The 14,851-nt window shown below is 60.4% G+C and carries 15 protein-coding genes; 7 read left to right on the top strand and 8 right to left on the bottom strand.

From position 1 onward, the window contains the following. Positions 1-5 precede the first annotated feature (5 nt). From AC3ITY_RS19450 to AC3ITY_RS19435, 4 genes are all read left to right on the top strand, one after another. The gene (locus tag AC3ITY_RS19450; RefSeq protein ID WP_489304431.1) at positions 6-1,379 is read left to right on the top strand and encodes an acetyl-CoA carboxylase biotin carboxylase subunit; all 1,374 of its coding nucleotides are present in this window, start codon (positions 6-8) and stop codon (positions 1,377-1,379) included. Continuing rightward, on the top strand, positions 1,376-2,248 hold the full coding sequence (locus tag AC3ITY_RS19445) for a 5-oxoprolinase subunit B family protein (RefSeq protein ID WP_489304430.1): 873 nt from the start codon (positions 1,376-1,378) through the stop codon (positions 2,246-2,248). Before AC3ITY_RS19450 ends, AC3ITY_RS19445 begins: the two co-directional genes overlap by 4 nt. Then, positions 2,245-3,219 carry a 5-oxoprolinase subunit C family protein gene (locus AC3ITY_RS19440; protein WP_103315990.1) on the top strand — a complete coding sequence of 325 codons (975 nt, stop codon included), beginning with the start codon at positions 2,245-2,247 and terminating at the stop codon, positions 3,217-3,219. Before AC3ITY_RS19445 ends, AC3ITY_RS19440 begins: the two co-directional genes overlap by 4 nt. Before the next feature lie 111 nt (positions 3,220-3,330). After that, entirely contained in the window at positions 3,331-4,647 is a 1,317-nt protein-coding gene (locus AC3ITY_RS19435) for a purine-cytosine permease family protein (protein ID WP_489304429.1), read from the top strand. A gap of 203 nt (positions 4,648-4,850) precedes the next feature. Here AC3ITY_RS19435 and otnI read toward each other — a convergent pair whose 3' ends face one another. From otnI to AC3ITY_RS19410, 5 genes are read right to left on the bottom strand one after another with little or no spacing between them, the layout of a single operon-like run. Next, positions 4,851-5,654 carry a 2-oxo-tetronate isomerase gene (otnI, locus tag AC3ITY_RS19430; RefSeq protein WP_489304428.1) on the bottom strand — a complete coding sequence of 268 codons (804 nt, stop codon included), beginning with the start codon at positions 5,652-5,654 and terminating at the stop codon, positions 4,851-4,853. Positions 5,655-5,696: 42 nt separating this feature from the next. Further along, complete coding sequence (otnC, locus tag AC3ITY_RS19425) at positions 5,697-6,335, bottom strand: 3-oxo-tetronate 4-phosphate decarboxylase (RefSeq protein WP_489304427.1); 639 nt, start codon at positions 6,333-6,335, stop codon at positions 5,697-5,699. Beyond that, positions 6,332-7,624, bottom strand: coding sequence for a 3-oxo-tetronate kinase (gene otnK, locus AC3ITY_RS19420; RefSeq protein WP_489304426.1), 1,293 nt, complete (start codon positions 7,622-7,624; stop codon positions 6,332-6,334). Before otnK ends, otnC begins: the two co-directional genes overlap by 4 nt. A 20-nt stretch (positions 7,625-7,644) precedes the next feature. Then, complete coding sequence (denD, locus tag AC3ITY_RS19415) at positions 7,645-8,619, bottom strand: D-erythronate dehydrogenase (protein ID WP_489304425.1); 975 nt, start codon at positions 8,617-8,619, stop codon at positions 7,645-7,647. A gap of 15 nt (positions 8,620-8,634) precedes the next feature. Beyond that, the gene (locus AC3ITY_RS19410) at positions 8,635-9,945 is read right to left on the bottom strand and encodes an MFS transporter (RefSeq protein ID WP_489304424.1); all 1,311 of its coding nucleotides are present in this window, start codon (positions 9,943-9,945) and stop codon (positions 8,635-8,637) included. 166 nt (positions 9,946-10,111) lie between these two features. Between AC3ITY_RS19410 and AC3ITY_RS19405 the strand changes: the two genes are divergently transcribed. After that, positions 10,112-10,891: a FadR/GntR family transcriptional regulator gene (locus AC3ITY_RS19405; RefSeq protein ID WP_223456331.1), complete on the top strand. Its 780-nt coding sequence runs from the start codon at positions 10,112-10,114 to the stop codon at positions 10,889-10,891. 12 nt (positions 10,892-10,903) lie between these two features. Here AC3ITY_RS19405 and AC3ITY_RS19400 read toward each other — a convergent pair whose 3' ends face one another. Then, positions 10,904-11,776, bottom strand: a complete 873-nt coding sequence (locus AC3ITY_RS19400; RefSeq protein ID WP_489304423.1) for an alpha/beta fold hydrolase — start codon at positions 11,774-11,776, stop codon at positions 10,904-10,906. Between the two features lie 128 nt (positions 11,777-11,904). Here AC3ITY_RS19400 and AC3ITY_RS19395 point away from each other — a divergent pair, with 128 nt between their 5' ends. After that, a complete protein-coding gene (locus AC3ITY_RS19395) occupies positions 11,905-12,495 on the top strand; it encodes a CGNR zinc finger domain-containing protein (RefSeq protein WP_489304422.1) in 591 nt (196 codons plus the stop codon). A 104-nt stretch (positions 12,496-12,599) separates the two neighbouring features. Here the strand turns inward: AC3ITY_RS19395 and AC3ITY_RS19390 are convergent, their stop codons facing one another. Beyond that, the gene (locus AC3ITY_RS19390) at positions 12,600-13,145 is read right to left on the bottom strand and encodes a DinB family protein (protein ID WP_489304421.1); all 546 of its coding nucleotides are present in this window, start codon (positions 13,143-13,145) and stop codon (positions 12,600-12,602) included. Positions 13,146-13,231: 86 nt separating this feature from the next. Between AC3ITY_RS19390 and AC3ITY_RS19385 the strand changes: the two genes are divergently transcribed. Next, on the top strand, positions 13,232-13,444 hold the full coding sequence (locus tag AC3ITY_RS19385) for a hypothetical protein (protein ID WP_489304420.1): 213 nt from the start codon (positions 13,232-13,234) through the stop codon (positions 13,442-13,444). Positions 13,445-13,556: 112 nt separating this feature from the next. Here the strand turns inward: AC3ITY_RS19385 and AC3ITY_RS19380 are convergent, their stop codons facing one another. Further along, positions 13,557-14,414 (bottom strand): TauD/TfdA dioxygenase family protein, encoded by an 858-nt coding sequence (locus AC3ITY_RS19380; protein WP_489304419.1) that lies wholly within the window; start codon positions 14,412-14,414, stop codon positions 13,557-13,559. Between the last annotated feature and the right edge of the window lie 437 nt (positions 14,415-14,851).

The raw sequence follows: 14,851 nt of genomic DNA, 5'->3' as shown, positions 1-14,851 counted from the left end.
CGATCATGACCCAAGCCATTCATAAACTGCTGGTCGCCAACCGTGGCGAGATCGCCGTGCGGATTATCCGCGCCGCCAAGGAACTGGGCATTCCCACCGTTGCCGCGTGCAGTGAGGCGGATGTCGATTCACAGGCTGCGCGCATGGCCGATGAAGTCCGTATCCTCGGCCCGGCCCGTGCGGATAAAAGTTACCTGAACGTTGAGGCATTGCTCGGCGCCTTGAAAGCCACCGGGGCCAACGCGGTTCACCCCGGTTATGGCTTCCTTTCGGAGAACGCAGATTTTGCCGAAGCGGTGGCGGCTGCCGGCGCCATTTTCGTCGGGCCGAGCGCGGAGACGATCCGGCGCATGGGCGATAAAGCCGAGGCGCGGCGTACCGCGCAAGCGGCGGGCGTGCCGGTGGTGCCGGGTTCGCCGGGTGAATTGTTCGACGTCGAGTCGGCGCTCAAGGCTGCCGAATCCGTTGGCTTCCCGCTGTTGATCAAAGCCTCGGCCGGTGGCGGCGGGCGTGGTATTCGTCTGGCGGAGAGCGCCGAGCAACTGAGCGAAGAATTCCCCCGTTCCCAACGCGAAGCCCAAGCAGCGTTCGGCAATGGCGCGGTGTACCTGGAGCGGTTTATCAGCCGGGCCCGACACATTGAAGTGCAGGTGTTAGGCGACGGTCAGCACGCGGTGCATTTGTTTGAACGCGAGTGTTCGCTGCAACGGCGCCGGCAGAAAATCTTCGAAGAAGCGCCGTCGCCAGTCCTCAGCCAGCAGCAACGGGAAACCCTATGCGCCAGCGCCGTGCGCCTGACCGAATCCCTGGGCTACAAAGGCGCCGGCACCCTGGAATACCTGTATGACGATGCCACCGGCGAGTTCTTCTTTATTGAAATGAATACGCGGATTCAGGTGGAGCACCCGGTCAGCGAATTGATCACCGGCATCGACCTGGTCCAAGCCATGTTGCGCATTGCCGGTGGCGAGCCACTGGGCTTCAAGCAAAGCGACATCCGACTCAACGGCGCCGCCCTGCAAATGCGACTGAACGCCGAAGACCCGGCGCGGGATTTCTTCCCGTGTCCAGGTCTGGTGGAGGAATTGATCTGGCCGCAGGGCGAGGGCATCCGCGTCGACACGCATCTGTATCAAGGCTACCGCGTGCCGCCGTACTATGACTCGCTGCTGGCCAAGCTTATCGTTCACGGTGCGGATCGCGCCGAAGCCCTGGCCCGTGCGCGAGTCGCGGTGGCGCACACCACGCTCACCGGCATGGCCAACACGCTGGCGTTGCACGGCGAATTGCTGGAACAACCGTGGCTGCACAGCGCCGACTTTCACACCGGCACGCTGGAAACCTGGCTGGCCGAGCGCCGCAGCGGAGGTGAAGCATGAGTACTCCCATCCGCTACAGCTTTGGCGCCGATGAGCATTTGTTTGCCGAAGTCAGCGACAGCATGTCCCTGGACGCGTTCTTCAAAGGCCTGGCCGTCACCCGCGCCGTGGAACGGCTGGCGCTGGATGGCGTGCTCGATATCTGCCTGGCCAACGCGTCATTCCAGATTCGTTTCGACCCGGATCGCATCGCCCCTCACACCTTGCTCGAAGCGGTAAAAATCGCCGAGGCCGGAGCCGTTGCCGAGCGCACGTTGCAGACGCGGATTATCGAGATTCCGGTGCTCTACAACGATCCCTGGACCCACGAAACCCTGATGCGTTTTCGCGACCGCCATCAAGACCCGAGCGCCACGGACCTGGAATACGCCGCACGAATCAACGGTCTGGCCGACGTCGATGCATTCATCGCGGCCCACAGTGGCGCGCCGTGGTTTGTCTCGATGGTCGGCTTCGTTGCGGGGCTGCCGTTCATGTTCCAGATGGTCGAGCGCGAGCGTCAGTTGCAGGTGCCCAAGTACCTGCGCCCGCGTACCGACACGCCGAAACTGACCCTCGGTCACGGCGGTTGCTTTGGTTGCATTTACTCGGTGCGCGGCGCCGGCGGTTATCAGATGTTTGGCGTCACCCCCGCGCCGATCTACGACCCGCAACAGAACCTCGCGTACCTGAAAGAACACATGGTGTTTTTCCGTCCAGGCGACATCGTGCAGTTCAAACCGATGGACCGTGAAGCCTACGACCACGCGGTGGTCGAAGTGGAAGCCGGTTGCTTTGATCTGCGGATTCGGCCGGTGGAGTTTTCGCTGGACGCGTTCCTCGCCGATCCCGTTGGCTATCCCAAGTCGTTGCAGGAGGTGTTGGCATGATCAAGGTCCTCAAACCCGGCCTCGCCACTTCGGTACAAGACCTGGGCCGCGAAGGGTATTACCACTTGGGCATTCCGCCGTCCGGCGCGCTTGATCAATACGCCTTGAGCGCGGCCAATCAATTGGTCGGCAACCCGGCAGGTTTGGCGGCGCTGGAATGCACGCTGCTCGGGCCTGAGTTGGAGTTTCAGCAGGATGCATTGGTGGCGGTCAGCGGCGCGCACATGACGCCACGGGTCGATGGCGTGGAAATGCACCACGACACCGCGTTCACGGTGAAGGCCGGGCAAGTGCTGCGCTTTGACTTTCCCAAGGCCGGGGCCCGCGCCTATGTGGCGGTGGCCGGTGGCATTGATGTGCCGGTGGTGCTCGGCAGTCGCTCCACCTATGCGCTAGGCGCGCTCGGCGGTTTTCAGGGGCGACGCCTGATTGCAGGCGACGAATTGCCGGTGGGCATCGCCAGTGGCAAGAGCCGCGCCGGGGCCAGTTTGCCCATGGCGTTACGGCAATCATTGGGTGGCGAAATCACCCTGCGGGTGGTGCCCGGTTTGTACTACCACCGCTTGACCGAATCGGCGGCGAAGAGCTTTTTCGCCGAGCCGTGGACGGTCGGTTCGGAAGCCGACCGCATCGGCTATCGCTTCAAGGGCGGCAGTGCGCTGAGCTTTCAGCCCCGGGAGCAACCGTTCGGCGCCGGTTCCGATCCGTCGAACATCGTCGACAGTTGCTACCCGATCGGCTCGATCCAGGTGCCCGCCGGGCTCGAACCCATCGTGCTGCACCGCGATGCGGTGTCCGGCGGTGGCTACGCGATGATTGGCACGGTGATCAGCGCCGACCTTGATTTGATCGGCCAGATGCAACCCAACCAGAAGGCCCGCTTTGTCGCGGTAACCCTCGAAGAGGCGCTGGAAGCGCGACGTTCCTATAAGAAAAAACTCAGCTGCCTGAGCAAGCTGTTCCCTTCCTGATTCTGCCCGCCGTATAGCGCGGGCCATGCCAAACGGCGAGCCAACGCCGCACTTCGGTGCGGTGACGGCTGCCCGCGCTTCAACCTTTGACTGGTTCTGGAGTTCACGCATATGGCTGCCTTATCGCAATCGAGTCAAACCGGGCAAGACCCGGCGCATCATCCCGTTCCCACCGAAGCGCGCATGGGGCGACTGTCCCTGACCATGGCCTGGTGGGCGGTGTGCAGTGCGATGTTTTACATCGTGGTCGGCGCGTCACTGGCGTTGTCCTATGGCGCGCGCAATGCGCTGATCGGCATGGTCCTGTCGGTGATCAGTTATGGACTGATCAACAGCGTGCTCAGCCGCTTTGCGATTCGCAGCGGTTTGTCGGTGGCGTTGTTTTCACGGCTGTTGTTCGGCAGCACCGGGGCGTGCCTGGCGACGTTGATTTTCTTCTCGACCGCGATCTATTACGCGGTGTTCGAAGGTTCGGTGATCGCCGTCGCGCTCAATCACCTGTACCCGGGACTGGTCTATCCGCTGGCGGCACTCATCGTGGTGCTGTACAGCGTGCCAATGATCCTCGGCAGCGTGCAGCACTGGCTGGACAAGCTCAACGGCGTGTTGCTGCCGGTGTACCTCGGTGGTTTGCTGGTTGCGGTGGGGCTATCGATCAGCCGTTATGGCTACCAGCCGCAATGGCTGGATTTCGGCCCGGCAACGCCTAGTGCATTCGGCTGGTGGGATTGTTTTGTCGCCTACATGGGCGTCTGGGTGTTGATGCTGTTCACCTTCGACTATGCGCGTTTCGGCAAGCCTGAAGACGCTGAGTACCACGGTCGCTGGAACTTCGGCATGCCATTCTACGCAGTGACGTTTCTGCTCAATGGCGCGGCGGGGATCTATCTGGTCAGCAGCATTCCCCATGAAGGCGCGCTGAACGAAGTGTCGGTGGTGATGGCGATCTTGCAGTTGATGGGATTGTGGGGATTGTTGTTCGTCTGGGCTACGCAAACCCGGATCAACACCGCCAATTACTATCTGGCGACGTTGAACATGCAGGCGTTCTTCGGCCGTTTTGGCGTGCGCGGTTCGTACCTGATGTGGGCACTGTTGGTCGGAGTGATCGTTTACGGCTTGATGTTGGCGGATGTGTTTGCCTACATCCTCAAAGCGCTGGCTTATCAGGGGATTTTCGTGGTGGCCTGGGTCGGCGTGGCGTTGGCGCACATCATCTATGGCCGCAGCAACGTTGCTGCACTTGATCAGGTGCCAGCGTTCAATCCGGTGGGTTTGACGGCGTGGTTCGGGGCTACAGCGCTGGGACTTGCGTTGATGTTTGCAGGCGACGGGCTGAGCAGCTTCTCCGCACCATCGACGGTGATATTTGCCTTTGCCTTGCAGTCGGGCTTATCCCATCGAACCCGGTTACAGTTGGCAGAGTAGAGTTTTACAGTCACTCATTCTGTACCCACCTTTTTTAACGGGGTAGTGCGGGTCATGGGAAGCCCAATACTAATTCGCTAATGGGTTTCCCGGTGACTGCTTTTGGCCGATTGCCGCCTTTTGGGAGGGGCAGCAAACGACTGTGGGTTCAACCGGTCGATCAAATGCGGGGCAATTTCCATATGCCGTATGTCCTGGGTAAATTATGCCCGGCCCTGGTTTGATCGGGCCTGCCAATCGCGCAGCCATTGCAAGCCCTTGGAGGTGTCGCCGCGCGGCCTGTACTCGCAACCCACCCAGCCGGTGTAACCCAGTTGATCGATCAGTTCGAACAGGTAGGGATAATTCAACTCATTGTTCAGGTCCGGTTCGTGGCGATCCGGCACGCCCGCGATCTGGATATGGCCGATGCCGGCGAAATCCTGTCGCAGCTTCGTCGCCACGTCGCCCTCGACGATCTGGCAATGGTAGACGTCGAACTGGACTTTGAGGTTGGCTTGGCCGACCGCCTTGCAGATGGCCTGGGCCTGATGTTGGTGGTTGAGGAAAAAACCCGGCATGTCACGGGTATTGATCGGCTCCAGCAAAACGGTGATGCCTGCACTGGCTGCTTGCGTCGCTGCGTGGCTGAGGTTTTCCAGGTAGGTATGCTGGTGCCTGGCACGATCCGCTTCGTTCGCCAGTAGTCCGGCCATGACGTGAATGCGGTCGTTGCCCAGTACCGAGGCATATTCCAGGGCCTGGTCGAAACCGGCGCGAAACTCTGATTCACGGCCTGGCAAGGACACGATGCCTTTTTCGCCTGCCGCGATATTGCCAGGTGGTGCGTTGAACAGGGCCTGGACCAGGCCATTGTCGTCGAGCCGCTGTTTCAATTGCTGCGCGCTGTAGTCGTAGGGGAACATGTATTCCACTGCCTGAAAGCCATCGGCGGCGGCTGCGGCGAAACGGTCGAGAAAATCATGTTCGGGGTAGAGCATGCTGAGGTTGGCAGCGAAACGTGGCATGAAGACTCCTGCGGTCAAAAAATCAATCGTATGGCCTGTGGGTTACCACTGAACACCAAAGGCCTCGTGCAATTCATCCAGCGCCGCCTGGTGCAGCGGAGTCGGCCGTGGATTGCTCATCAGCCACAGACGTGCCGTTTCTTCCAGTTCTTCCAGGGCATAGCTGGCTTTGGACACTGAGCTTTCCCAGACCACCGGGCCCAGGCGTTCAAGCATCACGCCGCGCACGCGGTTGGCCAATTGCGCCACACGTTCGGCCACCTTTGGTGAGCCGGGACGTTCATAGGCGATCAGCGGGATGTGCCCGACCTTCATCACCTGATAGGGGGTCAGCGGCGGCAGAATGTCATCCTCGTGCCAGACACCGGCCAGCGTCAACGCCACCAGGTGGGTCGAGTGGGTGTGTATCACGCCTCCAACCCCCGGGTTGCGATCGTAGACTTGGCGGTGCAGGGCCAGGGTCTTTGACGGTTTGTCTCCGCTGACCCATTCCCCTGCCAGGCTGACCTTGGCAATCGCGGCCGGGTCGAGGCGTCCCAGGCACGCGTCCGTCGGGGTGATCAACCAGCCGTCCTCCAGCCGGGCGCTGATGTTGCCGGCGCTGCCCACCGTGTAGCCACGGGCATACAACGAAACGCCGACCTCACAGATCTCTTCGCGCAGGGCGTTTTCGTTGTTCATGCCGGTACTCCTGCCAGTTGCTTGAGGGCCTTGTCGAAGAAATCCGCGCCACCGAAATTGCCCGACTTGAGTGCCAGGGCCAGCGGTTCCCCGGGCGTGCTGACGCAAGCGGGCACACCCGGGTCGATTTGTGCGCCGATCTGCAACAGCTGTATGTTCAGCGCCTGGACTACGGCCCCCGAGGTTTCCCCCCCGGCGACCACGAAGCGCCGGACACCTGCGTCGCGCAGCCTGCCGGCGATCTGGCCCATGGCCTGCTCGACCAGATGCCCCGCGTGCTCGGGGCCTAACTCACGTTGTACCGCCTTGACCTCATCCGGAGTGTTGGTGGCGTAGATCAGCACTGTTTGCGCATGGTCAGCGGCGAAGGCCAGCGCCTCCTCGATGACCGGCTGTCCCGCCGCCAGGACCAGCGGATCGACACGAAAGGCCGGACGACCTGCCTGCAGCCAAGTCGCTACCTGGCCATTGGTGGCCTGCGAAGTGCTGCCTGCGAGCACCACTTCGCCGCCTTCGACCGCGGTCACTTGTGCGGCGTCCAGGTCGCGCAACTTGCCGGCACGACGAAAGTTGTCCGGCAAGCCCAGCGCCAGTCCGGAGCCGCCGGTGAGCAGCGGCAGGTCCGCGCAGGCTTCGCCCAGTACATAGAGATCGGCATCGGACAAGGCATCGGCGACGGCCATGCGTACTCCGTCGGCGCGAAGCTGGGAGATGCGCGTTCGAATGCTCTCGACGCCACCGGATACGCTGTCGTGGCGCAACAGGCCGACCTTGCCCCGAGTCTGCGCTTGCAGCACGCGAACCAGGTTTGCGTCAGTCATCGGAGTCAGCGGGTGATGCTGCATGCCCGACTCGCTGAGCAATTGGTCCTGTACGAACAAATGCCCGCGAAAGACCGTGCGACCGTTTTCCGGGAAGGCGGGACATGCGAGGGTGAAATCACTGTCCAGTGCCTCGAGCAAGGCTTCGCTGACCTGACCGATATTGCCGGCCGGGGTAGAGTCGAAGGTCGAGCAGTATTTGAAGAAAATCTGTTCGCAGTCACGCTCACGCAGCCAGCGCAATGCTTCGAGCGATTCCTTCACGGCATCAAAGGCCGGCACTGTCCGCGACTTCAGGGCGATGACGATAGCGTCGGCGTCGAGCTGGCCGGCGACATCGGCAGCGGGTATGCCGATGCTTTGCACGGTGCGCATGCCGCCGCGCACCAGCATGTTGGCAAGGTCGGTGGCACCGGTGAAATCGTCGGCGATGCAGCCCAGCAGCGGCCGGGCAGGGGCATTCAACATGTTGAACTCCTCAATCTGGTTTAGCCGGGCAGGTACTCATTGATGAACTGCTCGATCACATCGGTGAAATCCTCATCCGCGGTGAAGCCCAGGTCCCGGGAGTAGGTGGCGCAAAAGGCGCCAGGCCAAGAGCCGACGATGCGCTCGATCGCCGGATTGCGTTCCATGCGAATCCGTCCGGCCACTTCCTCGCCTGCGGTCTGGCGCAGGGCATCGATCATGCGTTCGACGGTAATCGACAGGCCCGGCATGTTGATTACCCGACCTTCAGTCAATTGCTCGCCGGACAGTTCATGACCATGGATCAGGTTGCGAATCGCCTGCGCTGGCGACATCAGCCAGAGCCGGGTATCGAGCGGTACCGGACATACGCTGGGTTGGCCGTTGAGCGGTTCGCGGATGATGCCGCTGGCGAAGCTGGACGCGGCCAGGTTGGGCTTGCCCGGGCGCACCACGATGGTCGGCATGCGCAGGCTGCGACCATCGACGAATGCGCGCCGGCTGTAGTCGGCGAGCAGCAGGTCGTTCATGGCTTTTTGCGTGCCATAGGAGCTCTGCGGCGCCCAGACCTGATCATCGCGGACACGTTCCGGCAACTGCCCGCCGAACACTGCGACCGAGCTGGTCATTACCCATTTCGGGCAGGTGCCAAGTCGGCGAACGCGTTCGAGCATGTTTTGGGTCGCGGTGAAGTTGATGCGCATGCCCAGTTCGAAGTCGCCTTCGGCCTGGCTGGAAACCACCGCAGCCAGATGGAAGATGCTGTCTGTGTTTGCATCGATCAGGCGCTCCAGCAATTCAGGGTTGGCGATATCGCCGCACACCACTTTTACCCGGGGATCATCGATCCCTGTGAGTTCGACCATGTCGAAGGCGACGATTTGCCCGATGGGCCGGGACTGGCCAGTACGGTCGGTGAGCGAACCACGCAGCAGCAGCGCTTCGATCAGGCGGCGGCCGAGGAAGCCGGCTGCGCCGGTCACGAGAATATTCATGAGTTACTCCAAACGTCAGCGGTTGACGAGTTTTCCGGGAATTCTGAAGACCAGCAGGGCGCCGAGGAACAATGCACTCGCCATCACATACATGCCGATCGTAGTGCTGTGGGTTGTGTCTTTGAGGAAACCCATCAGGTACGGCGAGACGAAGCCCGCCAAGTTGCCCCAGGAGTTGATAAGGGCAATGCCGGCTGCCGCCGCCGTGCCGCCGAGGAAGGCAGTCGGCAGGCTCCAGAACAAGGGCAGGGTGCTCATGGCCCCCATCGAACCAAGGGTCAGACCGATCATGGAAACCGTGAAGTTGTCGCTCCAGGTCGCGGAGATGAACAGGCCGATACCACCGAGCACGGCGGTCAGCGCCAGGTGCCAGCGCCGCTCGCGCAGCCGGTCGGCGCTACGCGAAACCAGAATCATGGTCATTGCGGCTGCGGCGTAAGGGATGGCGGTGAGCATGCCGACCTGCAAGACATCGCTGACGCCGGCTTGGCGGATAAGGGTCGGCAACCAGAAACCGACGGTGTAGAAACCGGCGATCATGCAGAAGTAGATGGCCGTCAGCAGCCAGATGCGCGGCTGCAGGAACACCTCTTTCAGGCTGTGTTTCTGGTGGCCGGCGGTTTCCGCGTCGATGCGCGTCTGCAGCAGGGTTTTCTCTTCCCGGGTGAGCCAGCCGGCACTGGAGATGCGGTCGCTGAGGCAGAAAATCACCAGGATACCGACGGCGATCGAGGGCAGTCCTTCGAGAAAGAACAGCCACTGCCAGCCAGCATACCCGTGGTCACCGTTGAAGGCGCTCATGATCCAGCCGGACAAGGGCGCGCCGATCAGCCCGGACAGCGGCACGGCGGTGGCGAACAGGGCGTACATTTTGCCGCGGCGATGGGTCGGGAACCAGTAGGACAGATAGAGGATGACACCCGGGTAGAACCCGGCTTCGGCGATCCCCAGCAGGAAGCGCATGATGTAGAAGGACATTGGCGTACTCACCAGTGCCATGGCCGAGGAGATGATTCCCCAGGTGATCATGATGCGCGCGATCCACAACCGTGCGCCGACGCGATGCAGGATCAGGTTGCTGGGAATTTCCACGAGGAAGTAGGCAATGAAGAAAATCCCTGCGCCAAGGCCGTAGACGGCTTCGGAAAATTGCAGATCGTCGGACATCTGCAACTTGGCGAAACCGACGTTCACCCGGTCCAGATAGGCGACCAGGTAGCACAGCAACAACAGCGGCAGGATACGCCACGCCACTTTGCGATACGCCAGATCCTCGAAGCGATCGGCGGGCACGGCGGCACCGGTTTGAATCACTGATTCAGTCATGTGTTTCCCCCATCCTTATTTTTGTAGTGGGTGACTTTGTTTTTGTCGGATTACATGATGTGGCGTTTTTTATCATAATACGTCATACGAATTCAATGACTAAATCCAGAGAGGACGGCGGGTCTAAAATGCAGTACCGTTCACCGATTTGACCCCAGAGATGCCTATGCCCATTCGTGACAAATCTTCCTGTAGCGCCGATGCGCTGGGCGCCCTGAAAGACTCCGCCAAGGGCACGCTGTCCGATCAGGTGACGGCAGCCCTCAAGGCCTATATCGCCAGCGGCGAAGCGCTGCCGGGCGATCGCCTGCCCACCGAACCCGTGCTCTCGGAACGTTTCGGAGTCAGCCGGACAGTCATTCGGGAGGCGATCTCGCGCCTGAAGTCAGCCGGTCTGGTCGAGGTTCGCCAGGGCAGCGGTACCGTGGTCAGCGAAGGTGCGCACATCAAGGCGTTTACTATTGATCTGGATGTCGGCGGGTCGATCGAGGCGGTATTGAGGGTCACCGAACTGCGCCGCGGTATTGAAGGAGAGGCGGCGGCACTGGCGGCCCAACGGCATTCACCGGCGCAGCTGGAAGCCATCCACCAGGCACTGAAGGCCATTGATGCAGCCGAGCAGGCGAGTCGCGATGGGGTGGAGGAAGACCTGGCGTTTCATCACTCCATTTCCAGGGCTACCGGCAATCCGCTGTACCCGTCATTGCACGAATTCATCGCTCAATTCATCAAAGAAGCGATCCGCATCACGCGCTCCAACGAGGAGCGCCGCCGGGATCTGGCCAAGACCGTGCGGGCCGAGCACTTGGCCGTGTACTCCGCCATTGCCGCACGAGACCCCGAAGGCGCACGCCATGCTGCGCTCAACCACATCAATAATGCTGTCGAGCGGCTCAAGAGTGCCGATCCCTCGTTCTGGCAGAACCCGGGGACGAGAAAGCCTTAGCATCTGCACATCTCAATCGAGATGCTTGCCCACCACTTCGACTATTCGCTGAGCAATCTGCACGGCGTGGGTTTCCAGCGCGAAGTGGCCGTTGTCCAGCATCTCGACCACCGCATTCGGGTTGTCACGCTTGTAGGCCTCGGCACCTGGCGGAATGAAAAACGGATCGCCCTTGCCCCAAATCGCCAACGTCGGCACTTGGGTATCACGGAAGAGTTGCTGGAACGCCGGGTACAGCTTCAGGTTGTTCTGATAGTCATAAAGCAGATCGAGCTGAATGTCCTTGTTGCCGGGCCGTTCCAGCAATAGCGCATCCAGATAATAACCCTCGGGTGCAATGAGTTCGGGGTTGCTCACGCCTTCCATATACTGCCAGCGCGTTCCCTCCAGGTGCAGGATGGCATCGTTGATCACCTGGCGATTGGCTTGCGATGGTTCGTCCCAATACTGGCGGATCGGCGCCCAGGCATCCCCCAGTCCTTCGAGATAGGCATTGCCGTTTTGCGAAACAATCGCGCTGACCCGCTCCGGATAAGCCAGCGCCAGGCGCAGGCCAGTGGGCGCGCCATAGTCGAAGAAATACATCGCATAACGCTTGAGACTCAGCACATCGACGAACTGCCGGATCGTCTCGCCGATGGCATCGAAGGTGTAGACGTAGTTGCGTTCGACAGGAACCTCGGTGAAACCGAAACCGGGCAGATCCGGCGCAATGAGGCGGTACTTGTCCGCGAGCAGCGGGATCAGGTCCCAGAACTGGTGCGATGAACTGGGAAAACCGTGCAGCAGCAAGAGCACGGGGGCGTCGGCTGCACCGGCTTCGCGGTAGAAAACCCTGAGGCCGTCGGCTTCGACGAATTTGCAGGCAACGGTGGGCGTGGTCATGATTGATCTCCTTTGTAACTTGTAAAGAAGTTTATACGGGTTACTGGATTTTATTTTGCACGAGTCGTGTAACTGGTCAAATCTTTTTTGTGGGTTACAATCCGCGCATTGATTGCCGGGAGATTTCCATGACTGACGTCGTCACCACGCCTGACTTGCCCGCGCCGCTGGTATTGGCCGACCATCCGGCGCTGGATTTGTTGAACACCCGAATGATGGTCGAAGGCCAACGCCGCGATCTGCTCAACAGCGATGCCGACGCGGCGCGCTGGCTGGAGCAGATCGGTTTCGGTCTGGCGACGGAAGTGGCGCTGGGTGACGGGCAGTTGCTTGCCCGGTTGCGCAAGCTGCGCGACTGCATCGAGAGCCTGCTCGTCGCCCGTCGAGAGAACCGCGTGGCGGATCCGGCGGCGCTGAATGCCTTTCTGCAGCGGGTGGTGCCGCAACTGGTGTGGGAGGAGACGGGCGCGCCGGTGCTGGATCGCTTCCGCCAGGGGGATGCAGGCCATCAGCGTCTGGGCAGGCTCGCTTACGCCGCCGCGCAGTTGCTGGCAGAAGGCGATTTCAGCCTGGTGCGCAAATGCGAAAGCCCCGAATGTTCATTGATGTTTTACGACCGAACCAAATCGCACAAACGACGCTGGTGCAGCATGGCGCTGTGCGGAAATCGGCATAAGGTCGCCGAGTTCCGCAAGCGACGTCAGGGTGTTCCGGACTGAAGGCCATAACCCTGGTTGGTGCTTGCGGGACGGATCTCTGAGAGCGGCGATCAACTCGGTGAGCCAATCTGATGCGGCAAAACCCGTCCCAGCACCTGGGCTTTCTATTGTGTGCAGGGTTTGGATGGAATGAGGATGACCAGATCCGTATCACCTGTGTCGACACCCGCTTGTGAAAGCAAGGTCGTCACTTGTCCGCGGTGGTGGGTCTGATGGTTGAAGAAGTGCATGACCAAGCCATAAAAGTTCTTGTCAGCAGGCACTCCCTTCATGCTTGAGTACTTGAGAGTGTGATCCAGATCCGACTCGGTAATGGAGCGAGACCACTGGACAATGACCTGATCGAGCCACACTCGATGTGCCGACAGCTCGCGGATATTCGAGAACAGTAACTCGTTGAGATTCCTGGGGGCAGGCAGCTGTCGAATCGGCTCCAGTGCCAGGTGGTTCGCCGGGTGCGCGGCGAATCGCTTGAGCCAGACAGTGTCCCCGGCCACCAAGTGATTCAGGGTCCCGAGAATGGAGCCAAAGAATGCTTTCCTGTCCGCTGCGAGTTCTTCATCAGACAGGCTGTTGGCCGCTTGATAGATCTTTGCGTTCATCCACTCGTTGTAGGTCGCCATCAGGCAGGTATGGCGGGTGCGGCTCATGGTGTTCCTCCTTTCAGGCAACCCATATTGCTTTCGACGTTCTTATCAGGATAACTGCAGCCTTGTCCTGGCTTGAGGTGACGGCAATGTTTGATCTGGCCTCTATCGTGACGTATGTAGCCGTCGTCATCGGTCTTTTTTTAATCCCGGGCCCCGCGGTGCTGCTGGTCATCACACGCACCCTTCAAGGTGGACGTAAAGTCGGCAAGGGCCTTTCAGGGTTACGTCGCTGGGAGGGGAAAATTATAGGAACGTTGTTTGTAGGGCTCGGAGTGAAGGTGGCTTTTCAGCAACGATAAGACGGGATTGACGACGGGTTGTTTCTGGCCGTTTTCTGCCTTTGGCGAAGGGCTGCAACCGACACAAAGGAGACGCTCAGCAGCGTCTCTGGACTCCGGGCCGTTTTACTTGTCAGTAGGGTTTGTCGCCGATAATGGCCGCGCGCTCCATCTTGCGATGGCAGGGCGGATAGTCCATCACTGCATAGTGCTGGGTGCAGCGGTTATCCCATATCGCCACGCTGTTTTTCTTCCAGCGCCAACGGACCTGGTACTCGGGGTTGTAGGCCTGGCTAATCAGGTACTTCAGCAGGTCGACGCCTTTTTGGTTGTAGTCCTGGCCGACACGGACACGTCCCTGGCTGTGGTAATTCACGAAATGCGTAGCGTAGGCATTGACGAACAGCACCTTCTCGCCCGTTTCGGGATGGGTACGCACCACGGGATGTTCGGCATCCGGGTACTGCGCCTTCATCGCCAGGCGCTTTTCCTTTGGCATGGCGGCGGCGAAGGAAGAATTGAAGCTGTGGTTGGCGATCAGGCTGTCGATTTCCTGCTTCACATCTATGGGCAGGTTGTCATAAGCCAACACCATGTTGGCCCACATGGTGTCGCCGCCGGTCGGTGGACATTCGATGCAACGCAGTACAGCGCCCATCGGAGGCGATTCACGCCAGGTGGCATCGCAGTGCCACGCATTCTCGTAGCGATCCGCCGGATTCTCCGGGGTCTTGTAGATTTGCACGAGACCAGGGGCCTCTGGGTGGCTGGGGAGCATCGGATGGGTTTCAAGCTGGCCGAGGCGCATGGCAAATGCTTCGTGATCGCGGCGTGAGAGCTTGTCCAGATCCTGGTCGCGCAGGAACAGCACCTTGAACTTCAATAGCGCGGTGTAAATTTCATTGAACAAGCCATCATCGCGTACTGCGTCGCCCAGGTTCACGTTGAGCAGTTCCGCGCCGATGGCACAGGTCAGTTGTTCGACTCGCATGGCGTCTCCGTTTCGATGGTTTATGGCCGGACCGTGGGCGGGGCAGGTGAAATCGTGCCTTGATACACGGCGGCGCTTTTTATTGTTGATCCAGTCTTTGCGGGTTCGGTGAGTGGGGATACGCGTGCCCGGCATACGCTCTGGCCCGATCGGCAGAGCGATTGCGGCCCCATGGTAGATTGCCCGAGAGCGCCGTCATGGGCATTGCGGGACAAATGCTTCGCGTATTGGGACGCTGGTTACGCAGCAACATCTAGCGAGTTCGAATTTGCAGGAATGCGCGCAGTGGTTGGTTCTTCGAGGGTGGGCAGCGCGAGCATGCCCAAATTGGAAGGTGTCTCGTTTCTGCGTCAGGGTGTACCGGGATTCTTCTGTCCCAATATCACAATATTGCGTCCTGAAAAGCTGAGTGCAAGGCGCCCTCTGAGGACTACCTT

Source organism: Pseudomonas sp. GL_091, assembly GCF_057837725.1.
Note: the sequence above shows the minus strand (reverse complement) of the source record. Positions and strands in the feature narration are given on the sequence as shown.